A 19632-nucleotide genomic window follows, 5' to 3' on the forward strand; every position below is an offset into this window, starting at 1 on the left:
GTATGGAAAACGCTACGAACGTCATCGCTTTCGACGCGATCGCCGACAAGAAGGCTGAAGTCTACAGCGGCTACATCGAACACGCACGCGACACGCGGTTGGGAACGATGCTGCGCGACCTGGTCGAGAACGTGGAGGCTTGCTGCCGTGGCGTGGGATCGCGCCGGCGTGCGTTGTTCCTCATCGGGGCCTCGGGCAGCGGTAAGTCCTTCGCATTGCGCCATCACTTCAGCCGTATCCCCGAATTCCAACCGTGGAAGAACGAGTTCGGCGAGACTGTCCGTCCGCTGCTGAGCATCGAGGCACCGAAGCCGTGCACGACGAAAGACTTCGCCATGGCGATCCTGGATGCGATCGGAGTGCCGTCGAAGGCCAAGATGACGGAGGGCCAGCTCTTCGCGACCGTGAAGGCCCAGTTGCGCGAGCGCGGGATCATCTATCTTCACGTGGACGAAGCCCAGCACTTGCTGCGCCACAGCAGCAGCCGCGCGATCCTCGACCTCCAGGATCGCCTCAAGAGCCTGATGCAGATCGAGGACTGGCCGTTGCACACGATCTATTCCGGAATGCCGGAACTCGCGGAACTGCTTACGGGGGATCAGCAGTTGGCCAACCGTTCGATGGTCATGCGCTTCATTCCTCTGAGCCTGCCCGGCGACAAGGCCAGCATCGCGCAGGTATTGGCCGACATCGTGGAAGGCAAGTGCGGACTTAACCTAACCGATGAGCTCCGCACCGACGACTTCCTCGGCCGCCTGTGCGCCGCCAACAGCGGGTGCTACGGGAAGATCATCGAGGCAGTTCAGGCGGCGTGCTTCCTCGTCATGCATAAGGGAAAGGGTACTGTGGATCGCCGCGCCTTCGCCCACAACTACCAGCGTGACAGTGGTTGCCTTCCGAGCGATAACGTGTTCACCGCCGCGCGCTGGAGCGAAATCGATCCCGGCAACGCGCTGGCCGACTTGGCTACCGCTGGCAAGGGAGGCAAGTAATGGTTCTACCCGTAACGCTTCTCCATCATGACGACGAGGCGGCGATCGATCTGGTCGCTCGTCTTGCTACCGCCAACGGATACCCGTCGCTGCGGGACTTTCTCGCGCATACGGGTACCACGGCCAATGCCATCGTTCATGGCGAGACGGATGCCCTGTCGCTGGTCAACGAGTGGGCTGCGGTGCCAGTCGCTACGCTAGGGAAACTGGCGACGAGGGCGTCTGGGGCGGGCGGCACCTGGCAGATGGGCTGCGCAACCCTCAGCAAGGACATGCGGCTGGGCCGAAGGCATCGTTTCTGCGCCCAATGCGTGCTGGAAGACCGAAAAAGAGAGGAGGGACGTTTGGCGTCCCGCGCCTATCGCCGTGCGTGGTGGACCATTCGCGGGATCGAAGGATGCTCGGTTCACGGCTGCCGACTGACGGAAGTGGCAGTGGACGCCGCCGGCGACGTTCACGACTTCCCGCAGTTCGTGAATGCCAATCTCGGATTGATCGAGGACGCCGCGGCGGGTTCTGTGCCGAGCCGCCAGCCTCGGCTGGATTCGTATCTGCGAGACCGGGTATTCCTGGATGGCGGGGATGGCCTCCTCAACGCGCTCGACGCGCACGTCGCTGCCGAGCTCTCTCGATATCTCGGTGACTTCCTGGTCCTTCACGACATCAAGGCGTGGATGCACGACGAGACCGACCTTCGCGAATGGGGATTCAATCTCGCAGTAGCGGGCGAAGGTGAAATCCGTCGCGTCATCGGGAAAGTCATCAATGATAAGCGCCCGAAAACGCAGTATGTCGAGTTGGTTCTCGGGCCGATGGTGAAGTGGCTGCGCCGCAACCTCGTCAAGGAAGCGTATGGGCCTGTGATCGATCTCATGCAGGATATCCTCGAGCGCAACATGCCGTTCGGCGAGGGGCAGACCATCTTCAAGCCCGTCAAAACGCGGCACTTCCACAGTGTGAGCTCTGCTCACGCCGAGTACGGTCTTACCCACGATCGGATCAGGGCCTTGATGAAGGCAAACGACCCTGACTTTCGTGACGGCCTCTCTGACGCCTCCACATACTTCGATGCTGCCGCCTTGCGGCCGATCCTGGAAGCGGCGCGCGACACGCTGAATAGCAGGGAGGCAGGAGACGTGTTGGGTGTCAGCGAAGAAATGGTACACGGGCTTTTGAGCGTCGGTGTCCTCACGCAAGTCGAGAAGCGGGCCGAAGGCGAGCGAGCCTTCGTAAGAATCGAGATGAGGGCGTTGGAAGCTCTGGTTCAATCTCTCGAGAGCAAATCGACCGTTGTACCATTCACGGAGGGTTTGGTGCCGCTTGCTTCAGCGGCTCCTGCATTTCGTCAGCCGTTCAACCGACTTGTGGAAATGGTCTTGGACGGAGGTGTCGAGGCGTTCATCGTTTCCGGCGACGGACCAATCTTCGAACGGGTCCATATTGCTTCACCGACCCCAGCGTCTGCCGAGGCCCGAAAAGAGCAGAAAAAAGGCACCCCCCTGGCGGGAGGCGACGACGAACTAATGAGGCTCAAGGAGGCTGAACTCGCGCTCGGCACAACGACCATCACGGTCGCGGACCTCATCAAGCGTGGTTACCTCCGTCAGCGGACCGTCCGCCGGGAAACGGGGCATGTTGTGAAGTTCATTGAGCGGCAGTCCCTGGCAGAGTTCCATGCGGCGCATGCTTCCCTGACGGAGATCGCCAAATCTCGCCAAGGTTACAGGGCCGCAATCAAGGTTGAATTGGAGGACGCCGGCCTTTCGCCGATCTTCGAACCCGAAGGATTCATCGCCCGTTTCTACAGAAGGTCGGACCTGATCCAGGCTGGCATTCGTCTCTAGCGAAGTTTTACATTTTGACGCTTTGAAGCCCGCTCCGGCGGGCTTTTTTGCGGCCTATCTGGAAATGTGCCCAAATCAAACGCAGCGGAATGCCCGCATCTGTTTGGAAGGTCAAAAAATTCCCATGTGAATTCAATGGGTCTATTTGCAAAATGGACAAACCAAGACCGCGTAATCAGCAAGGACTCCAAAACTTAGCGTCTGGCACCTCTGGACTCATTCGGTTTGCAATCAGCCCCTCATGAGGGGATCCGACACCTGTCGCAAGGGTGAGGATCAGCTACGCTTCGCTAACAGATTTGGCGCGGCTGCCACAGCCAGTCCCAATGCGGCGGAGATGAAGCCGATAAAATCGGAGATCGTTTTCAGCTCACCTTCGAAACCCATTCCCTGCAGCAACAGGCTTGTTCCGTAAAATAGTGGTAAGACGAACCCAAAGACAGTTATCAGAAATAGCGCAACTCTCTGGACAGCCAGCGTCGTCGGACGCGTTGGTTCCCACCGAAGCAGCAGGATGATGACGGCCAGAGCAGAAATGCTCAAGAAAACGTCGATCACCAACTGAGCGTTCACGTTTATCAGGCTGTCATTCGTCCAGAAGTTTATTCCGGAGACAGATACGAGAAGAAAAAACACGATCGAAACCACGATCGCCTCTGTCTTGCTAGACATACCTGGGTCAAAGACGAGAGCTCCGCAGACGATGCCCACGGTCATGGACAACGGCAAGAGAAGCATTCGCCCCCATTCTCCCGTATTCGTGTTTTTGGTCACACCGGATACGGTTGGGGCAATTGCGTCTAAGAACCACCAGCCAACCCCAACGCCTAACAGGCTAAGCACCATAAACGCGCCGAGACTTACCAAAACTCCCACTGCGATAGCCCAAACCGCCCGCCCCATTTTGTTCCCCCGACCGTGGCGCTACTGCTATGCCGAACAATACCGTGGAATCGATCAAGATTAAATGACCGTGCTGAGGCGGCTCTATTCAATGACCGAAGATAACTGGCGGCATCAATTGTCGCAAAGCGCCCAGATGCAGGAGGTGACTGCGCTTCCGGTCGTGCAGATTCGCGGTTCATGCGCTCTCGAAAGACGTGCCTACCCCTGCCCCATCAACGTGAAATACCCCCACACCGCCACGAAAAACGCGATGACGGCCACAATCGTCAGCGCCTTCTTCGCTTTCGGCCCCAGCGGTTCGCGCGGTTTTTTCGGCGGCACCGGTTTGCGGAACTTCACCACATTGTCGTTCATTCTATCTTCGTCCTGACTATCGCTGCTGAGAGATCAGCCGCGTTTATGGCATCGATCTTCCCGGATTTATCTCTAGCAGACCAGAACTATCATAAATATTACCAAGTTTTCACTTCACCCTTGGGGCAAGCTATGTCACTTCCCACAATCAGAGGAATACAACGGCGACAGATGGACGGACAAACCGGAGAGCGGTGACAACCCTCTGTGGTATTTTGAACTTTGCGGGTGACGAGAATGAATGACGCCAATACGAGTGGCAGCGATACCGAAAACAGCCAGCCCGATCTGCGCGAGATTCTGGGAACGAACAGAAACGGCCGCAAGAAAAAGTCGCGTCGGTATCTTTATGCCGCAGCAGCCATTGTGCTGATTGGCGGGGGCCTCGGTTATTATTACCAGTCACGTGCGGCAGGTGTCGCCTATAGCTATACCACGGAAGCGGCGCGTCAGGGCGATCTCTCGGTCATCGTCACCTCTACCGGCTCGGTTCAGCCGACGGATCAGGTCGATATATCGAGCGAACTGTCCGGCACCGTGCGCAAGGTCAACGTCACCTATAATAGCCCGGTCAAGGCGGGAGACGTATTGGCGGAGCTGGATACCAACAAGCTCGAAGCCGATGTGCAGAGCGCCCGCGCCAAGCTTGCCTCCGCCAAGGCCAATGTGCTGAAGGCCCGCGCCGATCTCGGTTCGGCCAAAACCTCCATGGAGCGCCTGAAATCGCTGGTGCAGAACCGGGTCTCCAGCCAGCAGGATCTGGACGCCGCGCAGTTCACCCATGATGCGGCTGCCGCGACGCTCGAAGTCAACGAGGCGACCGTGCTTTCGGCGGAAGCGGATCTGAGGCTTGCCGAGGTCAATCTCGGCAAGGCCAAGATCGTCTCGCCCATCGATGGCGTCATCCTCACCCGCAGCGTCGATCCCGGCGCCACCGTCGCCTCCTCGCTCAATGCGCCGGTGCTGTTCACCATCGCCGGCGATCTGCGCCATATGGAATTGCAGGTGTCCGTGGATGAGGCCGATGTCGGCAAGGTCGAGACAGGGCAGAAGGCCACGTTTAATGTCGATGCCTATCCTGACCGCAGTTTCCCGGCCGAGATCGAGACCGTGCGTTTCGCTTCCGAGACCGTGTCGAATGTGGTCACCTATAAAGGCATATTGACCGTCGACAATGAAGAGCTGCTGCTGCGCCCCGGCATGACGGCGACCGCCAATATCATCGTCGAAGAGATCAAGGATACGCTGCTGGTGCCGAATTCCGCGCTTCGTTATACGCCGCCGCGCGAATCCGCCTCCCGTGGCGGCGGGTTGATGAGCCTGTTCCGCCCGCCCCGCATGGGCCGCTCGCAGAACCGCGATGCCGGTCAGGCGGCTGCGGCCGGCAAAAGAACGGTCTGGGTGCTGCGCAACAACACGCCAGTCTCCGTCGCCATCGAAACCGGCTCCACCGACGGCCAGCATACCGTGGTAAAATCGGGCGAGTTGAAAGCCGACGATCAGGTGATTACCGACGCCACGGCCCGCAACGCCGGCTGACGGAGGACAAGCCCATGCAAAAGCCGCCGCTCATCGAATTCCGCGATGTCGTCAAGCAATATGGCCGCGGCGAAGCGACCATCCGCGCGCTCGATGGCGTCAGCCTCTCCATTCATGAGAAGGAATTCGTCGCCATCATGGGGCCGTCCGGCTCCGGCAAATCCACCTCGATGAATATCATTGGCTGTCTGGATGTGCCGACATCAGGCGAATATCTGTTCCAGGGCGTGCCGACCAGCGGCTTCGATAATGAGCATCTGACGCTGCTGCGCCGGCACATGCTGGGTTTCGTGTTTCAGGGTTTCAACCTTCTCTCGCGTACCTCGGCGGTGGAAAATGTCGAGCTGCCGCTGATCTATCGCGGCATGAAGGCCTCGGAACGGCGGGCGCGCGCCATGGAGGCGCTGGCGCAGGTGGGCCTGAAAGGCCGCGAGGACCACACCACGCAGGAGCTTTCCGGCGGCCAGCAGCAGCGCGTGGCCATTGCCCGCGCCATCGTCACCCGCCCTGCCCTGCTTCTGGCCGACGAGCCGACCGGCAATCTCGATACGAAGACCAGCATCGAAATCATGGAACTGATTACCGCGCTCAACCGCGACAGGGGCATAACGGTGGTCATGGTCACCCATGAAGAAGATATCGCCGCCCATGCCGGACGCCTCCTGCGTTTCGTCGATGGCCACCTCGCCTCCGACAGTGCGACGGACAAAAAGGAGACCGCCGATGTTCTTTGAAACGTCGCGTCTTGCGCTGCGCGCCATCAGCCGCAACCTCCTGCGCTCCTTCCTCACCGTGCTCGGCGTCGTCATCGGCGTGGCCGCCGTCATCGCCATGGTCACCATCGGCAACGGCACGACCGAACAGGTGAAATCGGAGCTTTCGCGGCTCGGCACCAACATGCTGTTCGTTCGCCCCGGCCAGTTCGGCCCCGGAAGGGCCAGCACCGAAGCCAAGCGCTTCGATGACCGCGATGTCGAGGCCATCCGCAACCAGATATCAGGCATCCGCGCCGTCGCACCGCAGAACCGCAGCTCCGCCGCAACCGTCATTTTCGGCGGCAAGAACCACCAGACAAGCGTCATCGGCACCACCAACGACTATCTGATCGCGCAGGACTGGACCATCGCGCTCGGTCGCGATTTCCAGCCCGCCGAAGATCGCGGCGGCCAGATCGGCTGCATCATCGGCGAAACGGTGCGGCAGGAACTGTTCGGCGCGGAAAACCCGGTGGGGCAGACGATCCGCGTCAGCAACATCTCCTGCCCCGTCATCGGTGTGCTGGGCAGGAAAGGCCAGTCCGGCCTAGGCGACGATCAGGATGACACGGTCATCATGCCGCTGAAAATCCATCAGCGGCGCATCGGCGGCACCACCACCATTTCCTCGATCATGGTCTCTGCACAGGATGGCGTTTCGACAGCCAAGGTGCAAAGTGACCTGCAGAACCTGCTGCGCGAACGCCGCCGCATCGGCATCGGCCGCGAGGATGATTTCACCGTCAACGACATGACGCAGATCGCCTCGGCCATGACCGGCACGACGACGTTGCTCACCGGTCTTCTGGGTGCCGTCGCCGCCGTCAGCCTGCTGGTCGGCGGTATCGGCATCATGAACATCATGCTGGTGTCTGTGACGGAACGCACCCGCGAGATCGGCATTCGTCTCGCCATCGGCGCACTGGAAAAACAGGTGCTGACGCAGTTTCTGGTGGAAGCCGTCATGCTGTCGGCCTTCGGCGGCCTTGTCGGCATCCTCACCGGCCTTGGCCTCGCTTATGCCGTCGTCGGTTATCTCAACGTGCCCTTCGTCACCAGCCCGTCGATCATCTTCCTCGCCTTCGCCTTTTCGGCGGCCATCGGGGTGATTTTCGGCTATTTCCCGGCACGGAGGGCGGCGAGCCTGAGCCCGATAGAAGCCTTGCGGCATGAATGAAAGCCGGCGTTCAAACCGCAACCGGCGTTATGTAACAACCTCTTGCCGGGGATTGACCCGATCCGCTTTTAATCGCTCACCGGGTAGCGTGCACTATCCACCCACTCTTCGAGCGCGCGCTCTATGTCGTCCTGACAGGACGGCAGGTTTTCCTTCTCACTGATGGCGCGGAGATACATTTCCACGGCATTCCGTTGCAAAGGGGTCAGTAAGGAAAATTTCTCCTGGCATCCGCGCAGATAGGTGGCGAATTCGTGCCTGTAGTCGCCATCGAGATCGGCGATCATATAGGCGGGCAAATGAAATCGCATTCCTTCAGCATCAAGGAAGGCGGGGCTGCCGGAATGTCTGTTGAGGTCCTTCAGCGGGATCGCGGCCCAATCATTCTTCTCATCGCCAGCACGACATGCGGCGCGGACGTCATGGCTCGCATAATCGTCAAGCGCCTGCGCCTCGGCGAGGCCGACGCCCCCACCCAGGGTAACACCCGCGAATGCCTCCCGCACCGCGGCTTTCGCATTCGCAATATTATCGGGTCGCGACCTCATCAAATCGTCTGCCTGTTCAATGATGGGCTCCCCCACTCCCGTCACCATGCACTGTCGGCCAGTCTCCACCCTCGGTCCGTTCGAGCGGGGGACTATTCAACGCGTCACCCCTGGATGCCGCAGATCCCTTTATCTCTTCCCAGTAAAACGCAAGGCAAACAATACCGGCAATCAGCGTCAGGCCAGCCACGACGCTGGCGACGATCAGCCCTATCGTCCAGATATCAATCGAGGCGCTACTGATGTCCATGCCGGTTCACTCCCCACGATCAATCCCGCCGGCGGTCCGAAATGCCTTCCAGCATGGGCGGCAGGCGGTTCCGCACCTCCCGCCAAACCTCGCAGAATATCCAATATCCTTGCTGATCTTGCGTCAGGGCGTCAATCGGATAGGCTCGCCCTCGAGTTTACCGGATGGAGTTTGGATGTTCAAATCGGTATCGGACAGCGCCGCTGCCGCAGACGGCGGTTCGCTCGCCCTCTTCGTCGAACGGATTGACGGACAGACGGAGCTGTTTGTGATCAATCGCTCCCTCGCGTCACGCGGGACGCCCGACTATAACAAAGTCAGCTCAAGCCTTCGGTCACTTGCCGGGGAGGATTGCGGGAAGATCGCTGCGGCTCTCGAGCCGCTGTTGATAACGACGCCATCGATTCATTCGCTGGCGGATTTTATCGATACCCTGAAACAGCAATCATCCCGCTGACCGGAATGCAGTGCGGCCAATCAAACGTTGGCCTCTGCCTCACGCTGCTTCGCCAGCGCCGCCAGATCGGCCGGCTTCAGCTCAACCGATTCACCGCAGCCGCAGGCGGATGTCTGGTTCGGATTGTTGAAGGTGAAACCGGAGCGCATCTTGGTCACTTCGAAATCCATCTGGGTGCCGAGCAGATAAAGCACGGCGGAAGGCTGAACCCAGACCTTTGCGCCTTCGAATTCGACCAGATCGTCCTTCGCATCCGGCTCGGTCACGAGGTCGATGGTATATTCCATGCCCGCGCAGCCGCCCTTCTTGATGCCGACGCGCACGCCCCTGGCATCCGGTCCGGAATTTTCAACGATTGCTTTAACGCGGGAGGCAGCAGCCCCGGTCATGGTCATGATCGCAAAGCCCATGGGCTCATTTCTCCTTCGACAATCGAGTTCAAGGCTCGATGCTTATGGATTTCAATCTAATAGCGCCTGAGAGTGTCATCAAGGGATGACACCCGTCAAAATCACGTCAATACCAGCCGACAGCGACCTGTGCTTCTTCCGACATGCGGTCCGGCGTCCACGGCGGGTCGAAGGTCATTTCGACCACGACACCGGAAACACCCTCGACGGCGCCCACGGCATTTTCCACCCAGCCCGGCATTTCACCGGCCACCGGGCAACCGGGCGCCGTCAGCGTCATGACGATCTTGACCATCCGGTCATCCTCGATGTCGATCTTGTAGACGAGACCGAGTTCGAAAATATCGGCCGGAATTTCCGGATCGTAGACGGTCTTCAGCGCCGCAATCACATCGTCGCTGAGGCGTGCCAGCTCATCCGGCGGAATGGTCGAAACCTTTTCCTGAGCTTCGGTCGCATCCTGGGTCTTTGCAGTGGCTTCGGCAGTCATGGTCTTAAACCTCAATCCTGATCTCTAGAATCCCGATATCAGGCGAAAAATTTGCGCGCATATTCCAGCGCTTCAACAAGAGAGTCTACTTCGGCGTGGGTATTGTAAAGGCCGAACGATGCCCGGCATGTGGAGGTGACGCCGAAGCGTTTCAAGAGCGGCATGGCGCAATGGGTGCCCGCACGTACCGCAACGCCGCGCCGGTCGATTACCATCGAGACATCATGGGCGTGAATGCCCTCAAGCTCGAAGGAGAAGATGCCGCCCTTGTCAGGCGCATTGCCGATGATGCGCAGCGAATTGATCTCTCGCAACCGCTCCGCGGCATAAGCGGCAAGATCGGCCTCATGCGCGGCAATCGCGGCACGGCCGAGATTGTCCATGTAATCAAGCGCGTAACCGAGGCCAATGGCCTGCACGATGGGCGGCGTGCCGGCTTCGAAACGGTGCGGTGGCTCGTTATAGGTCACATTGTCTTCGGTAACGTCGAGGATCATCTCCCCGCCGCCCTGGAACGGCCGCATCTCGCGCAAGCGGTCAGCCTTGCCATAAAGCACGCCGATGCCCGAGGGACCGTAAAGCTTGTGACCGGTCATCACATACCAGTCGCAATCGATATCGCGCACATCGACCGGCATGTGAACCGCGCCCTGCGAACCATCGATCAACACCGGAATGCCGCGCTCATGCGCAATGCGGCAGATTTCCTTGACCGGCACGATGGTGCCGAGCGCATTGGACATATGGGTGATGGCGACAAGCTTGGTGCGCTCCGTCAGGCTCTTTTCGAAAGCCTCGACGTGGAACGCGCCGTCATCATCAACAGGTACCCAGACGAGCTTCGCACCCTGCCGCTCGCGGATGAAGTGCCACGGCACGATGTTGGAATGATGCTCCATGATCGAAATGACGATCTCGTCGCCCTCGCCGATCTTGGGCATGCCGTAACCATAGGCAACCGTATTGATCGCCTCGGTGGAGGATTTGGTGAAGACGATCTCGTCCACCGAACCGGCATTCAGGAAACGGCGCACCTTTTCGCGCGCCGCCTCATAGGCGTCGGTTGCGGCATTGGAGAGGAAATGCAGGCCGCGATGCACATTGGCATATTCGTTCGCATAAGCATGCGAAACGGCGTCGATCACCACCTGCGGTTTTTGAGCGGACGCGCCGTTGTCGAAATAGACCAGCGGCTTGCCATAGACCTCGCGCGACAGGATCGGGAAATCCCGGCGCACGGCTTCGATGTCATAAGGGGCCGCCAATGCGGCGCGTTCGCTCTCAGGCATGATGTTCCAGCCAGCCGGAGATGATCGTCTCCAGCGCCTCTACCAGATTTTCTTCTTCCAGTTCCTCGACGATCTCGGCGACAAAGGCGTTGACGAGCATCGCCCGTGCCTTCGCCCGCGGCACGCCGCGCGCCATCAGGTAATAGAGATGATTGTCGCTGATATCGGCAACCGTCGCGCCATGGCCGCACTGAACGTCATCGGCGAAGATTTCCAGTTCGGGCTTTGCCGAGAACTCGCCATCGTCGGACATCAGAAGCGTATTGCACGCCATCTTCGCATCGGTCTTCTGGGCATCGGGCGCCACCCGGATCATGCCCTGGAAAATGCCCTTTGCACGGTCGAACACCACGTTGCGGAACACTTCCGTCGAGGTCGTGTTCGGCACGTTGTGGCCGAGAACCATCGTCACGTCGGTATGGGTTTCGCCGCCCAGAAGGTTAACGCCGCGAACGATGAGGTCAGTGCCCTCACCTTCCACGTCCATGCGCAGTTCCTGACGCACCAGCTTGCCGCCGGCATTGACAATGAACAGGCGAATCTTGGCATCCGCGCCGATTTTCATGCGCAGCTGGCCAAGATGGATATCGGCCGCACCCTGTTGCTGCAGGATGATCCAGGTCACTTCCGCGCCATCCTCGACAACGATGTCGCTGACCGAAGAAACGAAGGCCGCATCCGAAGTCACCGAAAGGTGACGCTCGATGACGGTCGCCTTGGAACCCTTGCCGAAACGGACCGGGAAGCGGCTGTGAACCTGGCCTGCACCATGGATCGCCTGCAATTCGATCGGCTTCTCGATCTCGGCATCGGCCGGGATCTCGAGCACCAGACCATCGCGCACGAAGCTGCCATTGATGCGGCCAATCGCGTCATCCTTGCTGGCTTCAGCAAGGCCAGCGGCAGCGGAACCATCGAGCAGGCTTTCGGCAAAGCGCGAAACACGGACGTCCTCGATCTTGCCGATATCGGCCGTGCCATGCTGCAGATAGGCAACCAGCGAGCCGGCAACCGTCGGCGCCAGCTTCTCGATAACAGGCGCGGGCCGGTCTTCCGGAACGGCGCGCAGCAGGCTTTTCAGATCGGTATAGTGCCACGCCTCGATGCGGCGCGTCGGAAGACCGCCGGTCTTCAGATCGTCGAACAGCACGTCACGCGCGGCAACAACAGCGCCGTCGCCCGGCAATTCGCTGAACTTGGCGGTGTAAGCGTCGACCAGCGCGGTTTCCGCTGGCGTCAGCCGGTTGGTAGCTTGAATGTTCATGGACATCACCTCCTGGCCTTCGATCAGGCCGCTTCACCGATGATGTCGGCGTAACCGTTGTTTTCCAGTTCCAGCGCCAGCGCCTTGTCACCCGAGCGGATGATCTTGCCCTTGTAGAGAACGTGAACGCTGTCAGGCACGATGTAATCGAGCAGGCGCTGATAGTGGGTGATGACGACGGTGGCGCGATCTGGCGACTTCAGCGCATTGACGCCATCAGCCACGATCTTCAGCGCGTCGATGTCGAGACCGCTATCGGTTTCGTCGAGAACGCAGAGCTTCGGCTCCAGAAGCGCCATCTGCAGGATTTCAGCGCGCTTCTTCTCACCGCCGGAGAAGCCGACGTTCAGCGGACGCTTCAGCATCTCCATGTCGATCTTCAGATCGCCGGCCGCTTCCTTGACGCGGCGGATGAAGTCCGGCGTCGTCAACTCGGACTCGCCGCGCGCCTTGCGCTGCTCGTTCATAGCGACCTTCAGGAACTGCATGGTGGCAACGCCGGGAATTTCGACCGGGTACTGGAAGGCAAGGAAAATGCCCTTGGCGGCACGCTCGGCGGCGTCCAGTTCCAGAATGCTTTCGCCGTTATAGAGAATGTCACCGGAGGTGACTTCATAATCTTCGCGGCCCGACAGGATGTAGGACAGCGTCGACTTGCCGGAACCGTTCGGCCCCATGATGGCCGCAACCTCACCAGCGGCAACCTTCAGGTTGAGACCCTTGATGATCTCGGTTTCGGTATCGGCGATCTTTGCGTGCAGGTCGATGATTTCAAGCATGGATGTATCCTAAGAATTGTGTGAGCGAAGGTGCGCGAACATCGCGCACTCAAATGCGTGTTTGGGTGACGATCAGCCGACCGAGCCTTCCAGCGAAATGCCGATCAGCTTCTGCGCTTCCACGGCAAATTCCATCGGCAGCTCCTGAATGACTTCCTTCACGAAACCGTTGACGATCAGTGCGATCGCCGCTTCCTCGGGAATGCCGCGCTGCAGGCAATAGAACAGCTGGTCTTCGGAAATCTTCGACGTCGTCGCCTCGTGCTCGAAATGCGCGGAGGAGTTCTTCGCCTCGATATAGGGCACCGTATGCGCGCCGCACTTGTCGCCGATCAGCAGCGAGTCGCACTGCGTGAAGTTGCGCGTGTTGGTCGCCTTGCGGTGGGCCGAAACCTGGCCGCGATAGACGTTTTCCGAAAAGCCGGCGGCGATGCCCTTGGCGATGATGCGGCTCGACGTGTTCTTGCCGAGATGGATCATCTTGGTGCCGCTATCGATCTGCTGATGGCCGTTGGAGACCGCAATCGAATAGAACTCGCCACGGCTGTCATCGCCGCGCAGAATGCAGGACGGGTATTTCCAGGTAATCGCCGAGCCGGTTTCCACCTGCGTCCACGAAATCTTCGAACGGTTGCCGCGGCAATCGCCACGCTTGGTCACGAAGTTGTAGATACCGCCCTTGCCTTCCTTGTCGCCCGGATACCAGTTCTGGACGGTGGAATATTTGATTTCGGCATCATCAAGCGCCACCAGTTCGACAACGGCGGCGTGAAGCTGGTTCTCGTCGCGCTGGGGAGCGGTGCAGCCTTCCAGATAGGAGACGTAGGCGCCCTCTTCGGCGATGATCAGCGTGCGCTCGAACTGGCCGGTGTTCTTCTCGTTGATGCGGAAATAGGTGGAAAGCTCCATCGGGCACCGCACGCCCTTCGGCACGAAGACGAAGGAACCGTCGGTGAAGACGGCCGAGTTCAGCGTCGCGTAGAAATTGTCCGTCGTCGGAACGACAGAGCCCAGATATTTCTTCACCAGTTCCGGATGCTCGCGCACGGCTTCCGAAATCGACATGAAGATGACGCCGGCTTTCGCCAGTTCCGCCTTGAAGGTGGTGACGACCGAGACGCTGTCGAACACGGCATCCACGGCGACCGGGCGCTTTTCGACGCCGGCGAGGATTTCCTGTTCCTTCAGCGGAATGCCGAGCTTCTCATAGACCTTCAAAAGCTCCGGGTCGACTTCATCGAGCGACTTCGGGCCGGGCGCGGTCTTCGGCGCGGCATAATAATAGAGATCGTTGAAGTCGATCTTGGGGTAGCTGACGCGCGCCCAGGTCGGCTCTTCCATCGTCAGCCAGCGCTTGTAAGCCTCAAGACGCCATTCCAGCATCCATTCCGGCTCCTGCTTCTTGGCTGAGATGAAACGGATCACCTCTTCCGAAAGGCCCTTGGGGGCCTTGTCGACTTCGATATTGGTTTCGAAGCCATATTTATACTGGTCCACATCGATCTGGCGGACCTGATCGATCGTTTCCTGAACCGCTGCCATGTCGTTCTCCAATCTCGCCGGAGCCAAGGTCCGGTGGCTTGTCAACGTATCAAGGCGGAAATCCGCCTTATCCATCTTCGGGCAATATCACCGCGCCGTTAAGCGGGGCGGAGCTTATACCCATGTAAGTGCGGGATGGCGCTTTTCACACATCCCGGCAAGCGGAAAATTGCTATTCCGCAATTCTTTGCCGCATTTTAAGCGGCCTGACCGGAAAGCCTGCGCCGCCCGGCAATTTTCGCAAACGCCGCAAGCGTCCGTTCAATATCCGCTTCGTCCGTCGCATGGCCAAGGGAAATCCTGAGTGCGCCGAGCTTGGGATCACGCCCCATAGCCGTCAGCACATGGCTTTCCCCCACCTTGCCGGATGAGCAGGCCGAACCGGCCGACAGCGCAATGCCTTCGATATCGAAAGCGATCTGCCCCGTTTCCGCCTTCAGGCCCGGCAGGGTGAAAAACGTGGTATTACCGACGCGGGCAACGTCCTCGCCGTGGATGATCACATCCGGGGCGCTCGCCCGCATGCCGTCTTCCAGCCGCGCCCGCAGAGCGGCAAGACGCGCCGCTTCAATCTCGAAATTCCTGGCAGCAACAGCGGCAGCAGCACCGAAACCGATAACCGACAGGGTATTTTCCGTGCCGGAACGATGCCCCTTTTCCTGCCCGCCGCCGTGGATCAGCGGCTTCGGCATCATCACCTCGCCGCGCGAGACCAGCGCGCCAGCACCCTTGGGGCCACCGAGCTTGTGGGAGGAGACAACAAGGAAATCGGCATCGAGCGCATTGATATCGAGCGGGACACGACCTGCCGCCTGCACGGCGTCGACCACCATCAATCCGCCTGCCGCATGCACAAGCCGCGCCGCTTCCGCCACCGGCTGGAGGATGCCGGTCTCATTGTTCACCAGCATGCAGGCAACCATCGGTAGGCCGACGGAAGCATCATGCGAAGACAGAAGCGTCTGAAGTGCCGCAAGATCGATGACGCCCATTGACGTAACGGGAATTTCCGTAACGTCAGCCTTGCCGAACCGTCCGCCTTCGCGAAAGGCAGGATGCTCGATGGCTGAAACATAAAGATGGCCATAGCGCACGGGAGCGCGCCCCATCCTGAAATCCGGTGTCAGCACCAGATTGGCGGCTTCCGTCGCGCCGCTGGTAAAGGTGACGTGGGCAGCCTCAGCGCCAACAAGTGCCGCAACCTCGCGGCGGGCGCCCTCAACGGCGGCGCGGGCGGCACGCCCTTCCCGGTGTACGGAAGACGGATTGCCGGCAAGATCGAGCGCGGAGACGAGAACATCGCGCACGGCGGGCAAAAGCGGCGCCGTGGCGTTCCAGTCCATATATGTGCGCGTCAAACCAGTCATGGCGATGAGGCTTTATCCAATCTTCAATGCGCAAAAACGCATTTTTCTTGAAATTACAGTTGCGCTTGTCTTATGACACCACCCGAGTGCTTAAGCACACGCAAAGTTTCGAATTATTCTAAACTGCGTTCTAGAAAAGATGACACAGTTCGTCAAGTCTTCTCATCGGAAGAATGCGGTTGGAGAATGAAAAAACACGACCGGAGTACCAATGCCCGAAGTCATCTTTAACGGCCCTGCGGGTCGCCTCGAAGGCCGTTATCAACCCTCCAAGGAAAAGAGCGCGCCGATCGCGATCATCCTTCATCCGCACCCACAGTTTGGCGGCACGATGAACAACCAGATCGTCTATCAGCTCTTTTATCTTTTCCAGAAGCGCGGCTTCACGACGCTCCGGTTCAATTTCCGCTCCATTGGCCGCAGCCAGGGCGAATTCGACCATGGCGCCGGGGAGCTTTCCGATGCCGCTTCCGCGCTCGACTGGGTGCAGAGCCTGCATCCCGATTCGAAAAGCTGCTGGGTCGCGGGTTACTCCTTCGGCGCCTGGATCGGCATGCAGCTTCTGATGCGCCGCCCGGAAATCGAAGGCTTCATGTCGATTGCGCCGCAGCCCAATACCTACGACTTCTCCTTCCTCGCCCCCTGCCCGTCGTCGGGCCTCATCATCAACGGCGATTCCGACAAGGTCGCGCCTGAGAAGGATGTGAACGGCCTGGTGGAGAAGCTGAAGACCCAGAAGGGCATCCTCATCACCCACCGCACCGTTCCCGGCGCCAACCACTTCTTCAACGGCAAGGTGGACGACCTGATGGGCGAATGCGAGGACTATCTCGACCGCCGCCTCAACGGCGAACTGGTGCCGGAACCGGCGGCCAAGCGCATTCGGTGATTGGCTGCGCCTCTTGGCGGGCGGCTCGATTTTTCTACAATGATCGCCGGCGGGTGCGGTTTACCCCCCCTCTGCCCTGCCGGGCATCTCCCCCTCAAGGGGGGGAGATCAGCTAGACGCCTGCTCCTCGCCCGAACTGCTACGTTCAAGGTGGCCGATAGGTCGCCCCGATTCGATCTCCCCCCTTGAGGGGGAGATGCCCGGCAGGGCAGAGGGGGGTAAACCGCACCCTCCGCCGTCTAACGTGATCGCACCAAAACCCCACCCGTCACCGGCTCCTTCACCCCCGTCGTCCCGGGATAGGTCAGCGGCAAACCCTTCAGCGAACGCACCGCCAGATAGGCCCAGGCCTCCGCCTCCATCGCCCCGCCATCGAAGCCCGCCTCTTCCGCCGCAATCACCCGCGCACCCGACTTTCCTGCAAGGTCCGCAAACTCCGCCATTATCACCGGGTTCAATCGACCGCCGCCACAAACGACATAGGTCTTCGCCGCTTCGGGCAAATAGCTCGCCGACTTCAGAATCGCCGCCCCCGTCAGATGCGCCAGCGTCCGCGCCCCATCCGCCAGCGAGACTTCCCCTTTTTTCGGCGGCACGAAATCGCTGCGGTCCAGCGACCGGCGGATATTGGCTGAAAAAAACGGGCTTTCCATATAACGCGCCACCAGCGACGCGACGACGCTGCCGCCAGCCGCCGTCCGACCGCCCTTGTCGAAGGCTTTCCCCGTATGCGCCTCGATCCACTGGTCGATCAGCATATTGCCCGGCCCGCTGTCGAAAGCGGCAAGCCGCCCCGCCTCACCGATATAGGTGAGATTGGAGATGCCGCCGATATTGACGAAGACGGCCGGTGTTTCGAACCCATCAGGCAGATTGGCGGAAAGCGCCATGTGATAGGCGGGAATGAGCGGCGCACCCTGCCCGCCATGCACCATGTCATTGGCGCGCATGTCGTAAACCACATCGATGCCGGTTTCGGAGGCCAGAAGCGCGCCGTCGCCGATCTGCACGGTCAGCGCCTCATCCGGCCGGTGCAGCACCGTCTGGCCATGAAAACCGATCACATCGATATCGCCGGGCTGGAGCCGGTGACGATGGAGGAAGGATTTGACCGCCGCCGCATGGGCAAGCGTCAGCTTGCGCTCGGCCTCCACTAGGTCGCCGGGACGTTCGTGTCGTTCCCGAATGGCTTTGGCCGTGACCAATGCCTTCTGCCAGATGGCGCGCAGGCCCGGATCATAGGGGAAATATCCGCTCGGCCCATGCCGCACCACGCTTTCGCCATCCGTGCGCAAAAGGGCGATATCGATGCCGTCCATCGATGTGCCGCTCATCAGCCCGATTGCCGTTTTGACCTCGCCCACCTGCCGCTCCCCTGCAATCACGAATCATCATGAAGTGAATCCCGACATTCATGGCCGAAACGGGTGCACATTTCAAAAAACAATGATAAAGCCGCGACGGTCATTGGTTTTCGATGGCCGCAAAGATCAAACCAGAAAGTAAAAGGTTATGTCCAGGTTCAAGTCCGATTTCCTCCGCACGCTCGATGAGCGCGGCTTCATTCACCAGATCTCCGATGAGGCAGGTCTCGACGAACTGTTCGCCAAGGAAACCGTGACCGCCTATATCGGCTATGACCCGACGGCCTCGAGTTTGCATGTCGGCCATCTCACCCAGATCATGATGCTGCACTGGATGCAGAAGACCGGCCACCAGCCGATCTCGCTGATGGGCGGCGGCACCGGCATGGTCGGCGATCCCTCCTTCAAGGAAGAGGCCCGCAAGCTGATGACGATCGACATGATCGAGGACAACATCACCTCGCTCAAGCATGTCTTCGCCAACTACCTCGATTACGACCGCGCCAACAATCCGGCGCTGATGATCAACAATGCCGACTGGCTGCGCGGGCTGAACTACCTCGAATTCCTGCGCGATGTCGGCCGCCATTTCTCGGTCAACCGCATGCTGTCTTTCGACAGCGTGAAAACGCGCCTCGACCGCGAGCAGTCACTGTCCTTCCTCGAATTCAACTACATGATCCTGCAGGCCTACGATTTCGTGGAGCTGAACCAGCGCACCGGCTGCCGCCTGCAGATGGGCGGTTCCGACCAGTGGGGCAACATCATCAACGGCATCGATCTCGGTCACCGCATGGGGACGCCGCAGCTCTACGCGCTGACCTCGCCGCTGCTCACCACCTCTTCCGGTGCGAAAATGGGCAAGTCAGCTTCCGGCGCAGTATGGCTGAACAAGGACCTGCTGCCGGTCTATGATTTCTGGCAATACTGGCGCAACACGGAAGATGCGGACGTCGTTCGCTTTGCGAAACTCTTCACCACGCTGCCGATGGATGAGATCGCCCGTATCGCCGCCCTTGGCGGATCGGAGATCAACGAGGCGAAGAAAATCCTCGCAACCGAAGTGACCGCGATCCTGCATGGCCGCGCGGCTGCGGAAGAAGCGGCCGAGACGGCGCGCAAGACTTTCGAAGAAGGTGCGCTCGCCGAAAACCTGCCCTCCATCGAGGTTCCGACATCCGAACTCGATGCCGGCCTCGGCGTTCTCTCGCTCATCGTCCGTGCCGGTCTCGCCGGCTCGAACGGCGAGGCCCGCCGCCACGTTCAGGGCGGTGCGGTAAAGATCAACGACATCGGCGTTTCGGATGAGCGCCAGACGGTCGGTTCCGGTGAAATCACCGGCGACGGCGTCATCAAGTTGTCGGTCGGCAAGAAGAAGCACGTTCTGGTTCGCCCGGCGTAAGACTTACAAAAACA

The 19632-nt window shown here is 59.8% G+C and carries 20 protein-coding genes; 8 read left to right on the forward strand and 12 right to left on the reverse strand.

Annotation, left to right across the window (positions count from 1 at the left end):
- Positions 1 to 2 precede the first annotated feature (2 nt).
- Positions 3 to 992, forward strand: coding sequence for an ATP-binding protein (locus FGF54_RS07820; protein WP_142779368.1), 990 nt, complete (start codon positions 3 to 5; stop codon positions 990 to 992).
- A complete protein-coding gene (locus FGF54_RS07825) occupies positions 992 to 2836 on the forward strand; it encodes a TniQ family protein (protein ID WP_142779369.1) in 1845 nt (614 codons plus the stop codon). The genes FGF54_RS07820 and FGF54_RS07825 overlap by 1 nt, the downstream gene beginning before the upstream one ends.
- A gap of 276 nt (positions 2837 to 3112) precedes the next feature.
- Here FGF54_RS07825 and FGF54_RS07830 read toward each other — a convergent pair whose 3' ends face one another.
- Together FGF54_RS07830 and FGF54_RS07835 are read right to left on the reverse strand one after the other, a co-directional pair.
- Positions 3113 to 3574 carry a hypothetical protein gene (locus tag FGF54_RS07830; RefSeq protein WP_246666935.1) on the reverse strand — a complete coding sequence of 154 codons (462 nt, stop codon included), beginning with the start codon at positions 3572 to 3574 and terminating at the stop codon, positions 3113 to 3115.
- Positions 3575 to 3940: 366 nt separating this feature from the next.
- Positions 3941 to 4096 (reverse strand): hypothetical protein, encoded by a 156-nt coding sequence (locus FGF54_RS07835; protein WP_142779371.1) that lies wholly within the window; start codon positions 4094 to 4096, stop codon positions 3941 to 3943.
- Positions 4097 to 4333: 237 nt separating this feature from the next.
- Here FGF54_RS07835 and FGF54_RS07840 point away from each other — a divergent pair, with 237 nt between their 5' ends.
- From FGF54_RS07840 to FGF54_RS07850, 3 genes are read left to right on the forward strand one after another with little or no spacing between them, the layout of a single operon-like run.
- Positions 4334 to 5635, forward strand: coding sequence for an efflux RND transporter periplasmic adaptor subunit (locus tag FGF54_RS07840; RefSeq protein ID WP_142779372.1), 1302 nt, complete (start codon positions 4334 to 4336; stop codon positions 5633 to 5635).
- A 14-nt stretch (positions 5636 to 5649) separates the two neighbouring features.
- Positions 5650 to 6369 (forward strand): ABC transporter ATP-binding protein, encoded by a 720-nt coding sequence (locus FGF54_RS07845; RefSeq protein ID WP_142779373.1) that lies wholly within the window; start codon positions 5650 to 5652, stop codon positions 6367 to 6369.
- Positions 6359 to 7567: an ABC transporter permease gene (locus FGF54_RS07850; protein ID WP_020809905.1), complete on the forward strand. Its 1209-nt coding sequence runs from the start codon at positions 6359 to 6361 to the stop codon at positions 7565 to 7567. The genes FGF54_RS07845 and FGF54_RS07850 overlap by 11 nt, the downstream gene beginning before the upstream one ends.
- Positions 7568 to 7635: 68 nt before the next feature.
- Here the strand turns inward: FGF54_RS07850 and FGF54_RS07855 are convergent, their stop codons facing one another.
- A complete protein-coding gene (locus FGF54_RS07855) occupies positions 7636 to 8163 on the reverse strand; it encodes a DUF6714 family protein (protein ID WP_142779374.1) in 528 nt (175 codons plus the stop codon).
- The gene (locus tag FGF54_RS07860) at positions 8132 to 8365 is read right to left on the reverse strand and encodes a hypothetical protein (protein ID WP_142779375.1); all 234 of its coding nucleotides are present in this window, start codon (positions 8363 to 8365) and stop codon (positions 8132 to 8134) included. The genes FGF54_RS07855 and FGF54_RS07860 overlap by 32 nt, the downstream gene beginning before the upstream one ends.
- 175 nt (positions 8366 to 8540) lie before the next feature.
- On the opposite strand from FGF54_RS07860, the gene FGF54_RS07865 reads away from it, so the two are divergent.
- Complete coding sequence (locus tag FGF54_RS07865; protein WP_142779376.1) at positions 8541 to 8822, forward strand: hypothetical protein; 282 nt, start codon at positions 8541 to 8543, stop codon at positions 8820 to 8822.
- A gap of 20 nt (positions 8823 to 8842) precedes the next feature.
- Here the strand turns inward: FGF54_RS07865 and sufA are convergent, their stop codons facing one another.
- The 7 genes from sufA to FGF54_RS07900 form a co-directional block, all read right to left on the reverse strand.
- Positions 8843 to 9232 carry a Fe-S cluster assembly scaffold SufA gene (sufA, locus tag FGF54_RS07870; protein WP_003495415.1) on the reverse strand — a complete coding sequence of 130 codons (390 nt, stop codon included), beginning with the start codon at positions 9230 to 9232 and terminating at the stop codon, positions 8843 to 8845.
- A gap of 106 nt (positions 9233 to 9338) precedes the next feature.
- The gene (locus tag FGF54_RS07875) at positions 9339 to 9722 is read right to left on the reverse strand and encodes an SUF system Fe-S cluster assembly protein (protein WP_003522655.1); all 384 of its coding nucleotides are present in this window, start codon (positions 9720 to 9722) and stop codon (positions 9339 to 9341) included.
- A 38-nt stretch (positions 9723 to 9760) separates the two neighbouring features.
- Positions 9761 to 11011 (reverse strand): cysteine desulfurase, encoded by a 1251-nt coding sequence (locus tag FGF54_RS07880; RefSeq protein WP_142779377.1) that lies wholly within the window; start codon positions 11009 to 11011, stop codon positions 9761 to 9763.
- Entirely contained in the window at positions 11004 to 12275 is a 1272-nt protein-coding gene (gene sufD, locus FGF54_RS07885) for a Fe-S cluster assembly protein SufD (protein WP_142779378.1), read from the reverse strand. The genes FGF54_RS07880 and sufD overlap by 8 nt, the downstream gene beginning before the upstream one ends.
- A 23-nt stretch (positions 12276 to 12298) precedes the next feature.
- The gene (sufC, locus tag FGF54_RS07890; protein ID WP_003522658.1) at positions 12299 to 13054 is read right to left on the reverse strand and encodes a Fe-S cluster assembly ATPase SufC; all 756 of its coding nucleotides are present in this window, start codon (positions 13052 to 13054) and stop codon (positions 12299 to 12301) included.
- A gap of 72 nt (positions 13055 to 13126) precedes the next feature.
- Positions 13127 to 14596 (reverse strand): Fe-S cluster assembly protein SufB, encoded by a 1470-nt coding sequence (sufB, locus tag FGF54_RS07895; RefSeq protein WP_003522660.1) that lies wholly within the window; start codon positions 14594 to 14596, stop codon positions 13127 to 13129.
- 197 nt (positions 14597 to 14793) lie between these two features.
- Positions 14794 to 15963 carry a cysteine desulfurase family protein gene (locus tag FGF54_RS07900; protein WP_142779379.1) on the reverse strand — a complete coding sequence of 390 codons (1170 nt, stop codon included), beginning with the start codon at positions 15961 to 15963 and terminating at the stop codon, positions 14794 to 14796.
- A gap of 211 nt (positions 15964 to 16174) precedes the next feature.
- Between FGF54_RS07900 and FGF54_RS07905 the strand changes: the two genes are divergently transcribed.
- Positions 16175 to 16852 carry an alpha/beta hydrolase gene (locus FGF54_RS07905; RefSeq protein WP_035263309.1) on the forward strand — a complete coding sequence of 226 codons (678 nt, stop codon included), beginning with the start codon at positions 16175 to 16177 and terminating at the stop codon, positions 16850 to 16852.
- 239 nt (positions 16853 to 17091) lie between these two features.
- On the opposite strand, the gene FGF54_RS07915 is transcribed toward FGF54_RS07905, so the two are convergent.
- Positions 17092 to 18216 carry an anhydro-N-acetylmuramic acid kinase gene (locus FGF54_RS07915; protein ID WP_142779380.1) on the reverse strand — a complete coding sequence of 375 codons (1125 nt, stop codon included), beginning with the start codon at positions 18214 to 18216 and terminating at the stop codon, positions 17092 to 17094.
- Between the two features lie 148 nt (positions 18217 to 18364).
- On the opposite strand from FGF54_RS07915, the gene tyrS reads away from it, so the two are divergent.
- Positions 18365 to 19618, forward strand: coding sequence for a tyrosine--tRNA ligase (gene tyrS / locus FGF54_RS07920; RefSeq protein WP_059760342.1), 1254 nt, complete (start codon positions 18365 to 18367; stop codon positions 19616 to 19618).
- Positions 19619 to 19632 lie beyond the last annotated feature (14 nt).

Source organism: Agrobacterium sp. T29 (assembly GCF_006970545.1).
Classification (GTDB): domain Bacteria; phylum Pseudomonadota; class Alphaproteobacteria; order Rhizobiales; family Rhizobiaceae; genus Agrobacterium; species Agrobacterium leguminum.

Bases quoted from the DNA above. Each gene is read 5' to 3' on its own strand.
- FGF54_RS07820 (WP_142779368.1), top strand. From the start codon at position 3: ATGGAAAACGCTACGAACGTCATCGCTTTCGACGCGATCGCCGACAAG.
- FGF54_RS07825 (WP_142779369.1), top strand. From the start codon at position 992: ATGGTTCTACCCGTAACGCTTCTCCATCATGACGACGAGGCGGCGATC.
- FGF54_RS07830 (WP_246666935.1), bottom strand. From the start codon at position 3,574: ATGCTTCTCTTGCCGTTGTCCATGACCGTGGGCATCGTCTGCGGAGCT.
- FGF54_RS07835 (WP_142779371.1), bottom strand. From the start codon at position 4,096: ATGAACGACAATGTGGTGAAGTTCCGCAAACCGGTGCCGCCGAAAAAA.
- FGF54_RS07840 (WP_142779372.1), top strand. From the start codon at position 4,334: ATGAATGACGCCAATACGAGTGGCAGCGATACCGAAAACAGCCAGCCC.
- FGF54_RS07845 (WP_142779373.1), top strand. From the start codon at position 5,650: ATGCAAAAGCCGCCGCTCATCGAATTCCGCGATGTCGTCAAGCAATAT.
- FGF54_RS07850 (WP_020809905.1), top strand. From the start codon at position 6,359: ATGTTCTTTGAAACGTCGCGTCTTGCGCTGCGCGCCATCAGCCGCAAC.
- FGF54_RS07855 (WP_142779374.1), bottom strand. From the start codon at position 8,163: ATGGTGACGGGAGTGGGGGAGCCCATCATTGAACAGGCAGACGATTTG.
- FGF54_RS07860 (WP_142779375.1), bottom strand. From the start codon at position 8,365: ATGGACATCAGTAGCGCCTCGATTGATATCTGGACGATAGGGCTGATC.
- FGF54_RS07865 (WP_142779376.1), top strand. From the start codon at position 8,541: ATGTTCAAATCGGTATCGGACAGCGCCGCTGCCGCAGACGGCGGTTCG.
- sufA (WP_003495415.1), bottom strand. From the start codon at position 9,232: ATGGGCTTTGCGATCATGACCATGACCGGGGCTGCTGCCTCCCGCGTT.
- FGF54_RS07875 (WP_003522655.1), bottom strand. From the start codon at position 9,722: ATGACTGCCGAAGCCACTGCAAAGACCCAGGATGCGACCGAAGCTCAG.
- FGF54_RS07880 (WP_142779377.1), bottom strand. From the start codon at position 11,011: ATGCCTGAGAGCGAACGCGCCGCATTGGCGGCCCCTTATGACATCGAA.
- sufD (WP_142779378.1), bottom strand. From the start codon at position 12,275: ATGAACATTCAAGCTACCAACCGGCTGACGCCAGCGGAAACCGCGCTG.
- sufC (WP_003522658.1), bottom strand. From the start codon at position 13,054: ATGCTTGAAATCATCGACCTGCACGCAAAGATCGCCGATACCGAAACC.
- sufB (WP_003522660.1), bottom strand. From the start codon at position 14,596: ATGGCAGCGGTTCAGGAAACGATCGATCAGGTCCGCCAGATCGATGTG.
- FGF54_RS07900 (WP_142779379.1), bottom strand. From the start codon at position 15,963: ATGACTGGTTTGACGCGCACATATATGGACTGGAACGCCACGGCGCCG.
- FGF54_RS07905 (WP_035263309.1), top strand. From the start codon at position 16,175: ATGCCCGAAGTCATCTTTAACGGCCCTGCGGGTCGCCTCGAAGGCCGT.
- tyrS (WP_059760342.1), top strand. From the start codon at position 18,365: ATGTCCAGGTTCAAGTCCGATTTCCTCCGCACGCTCGATGAGCGCGGC.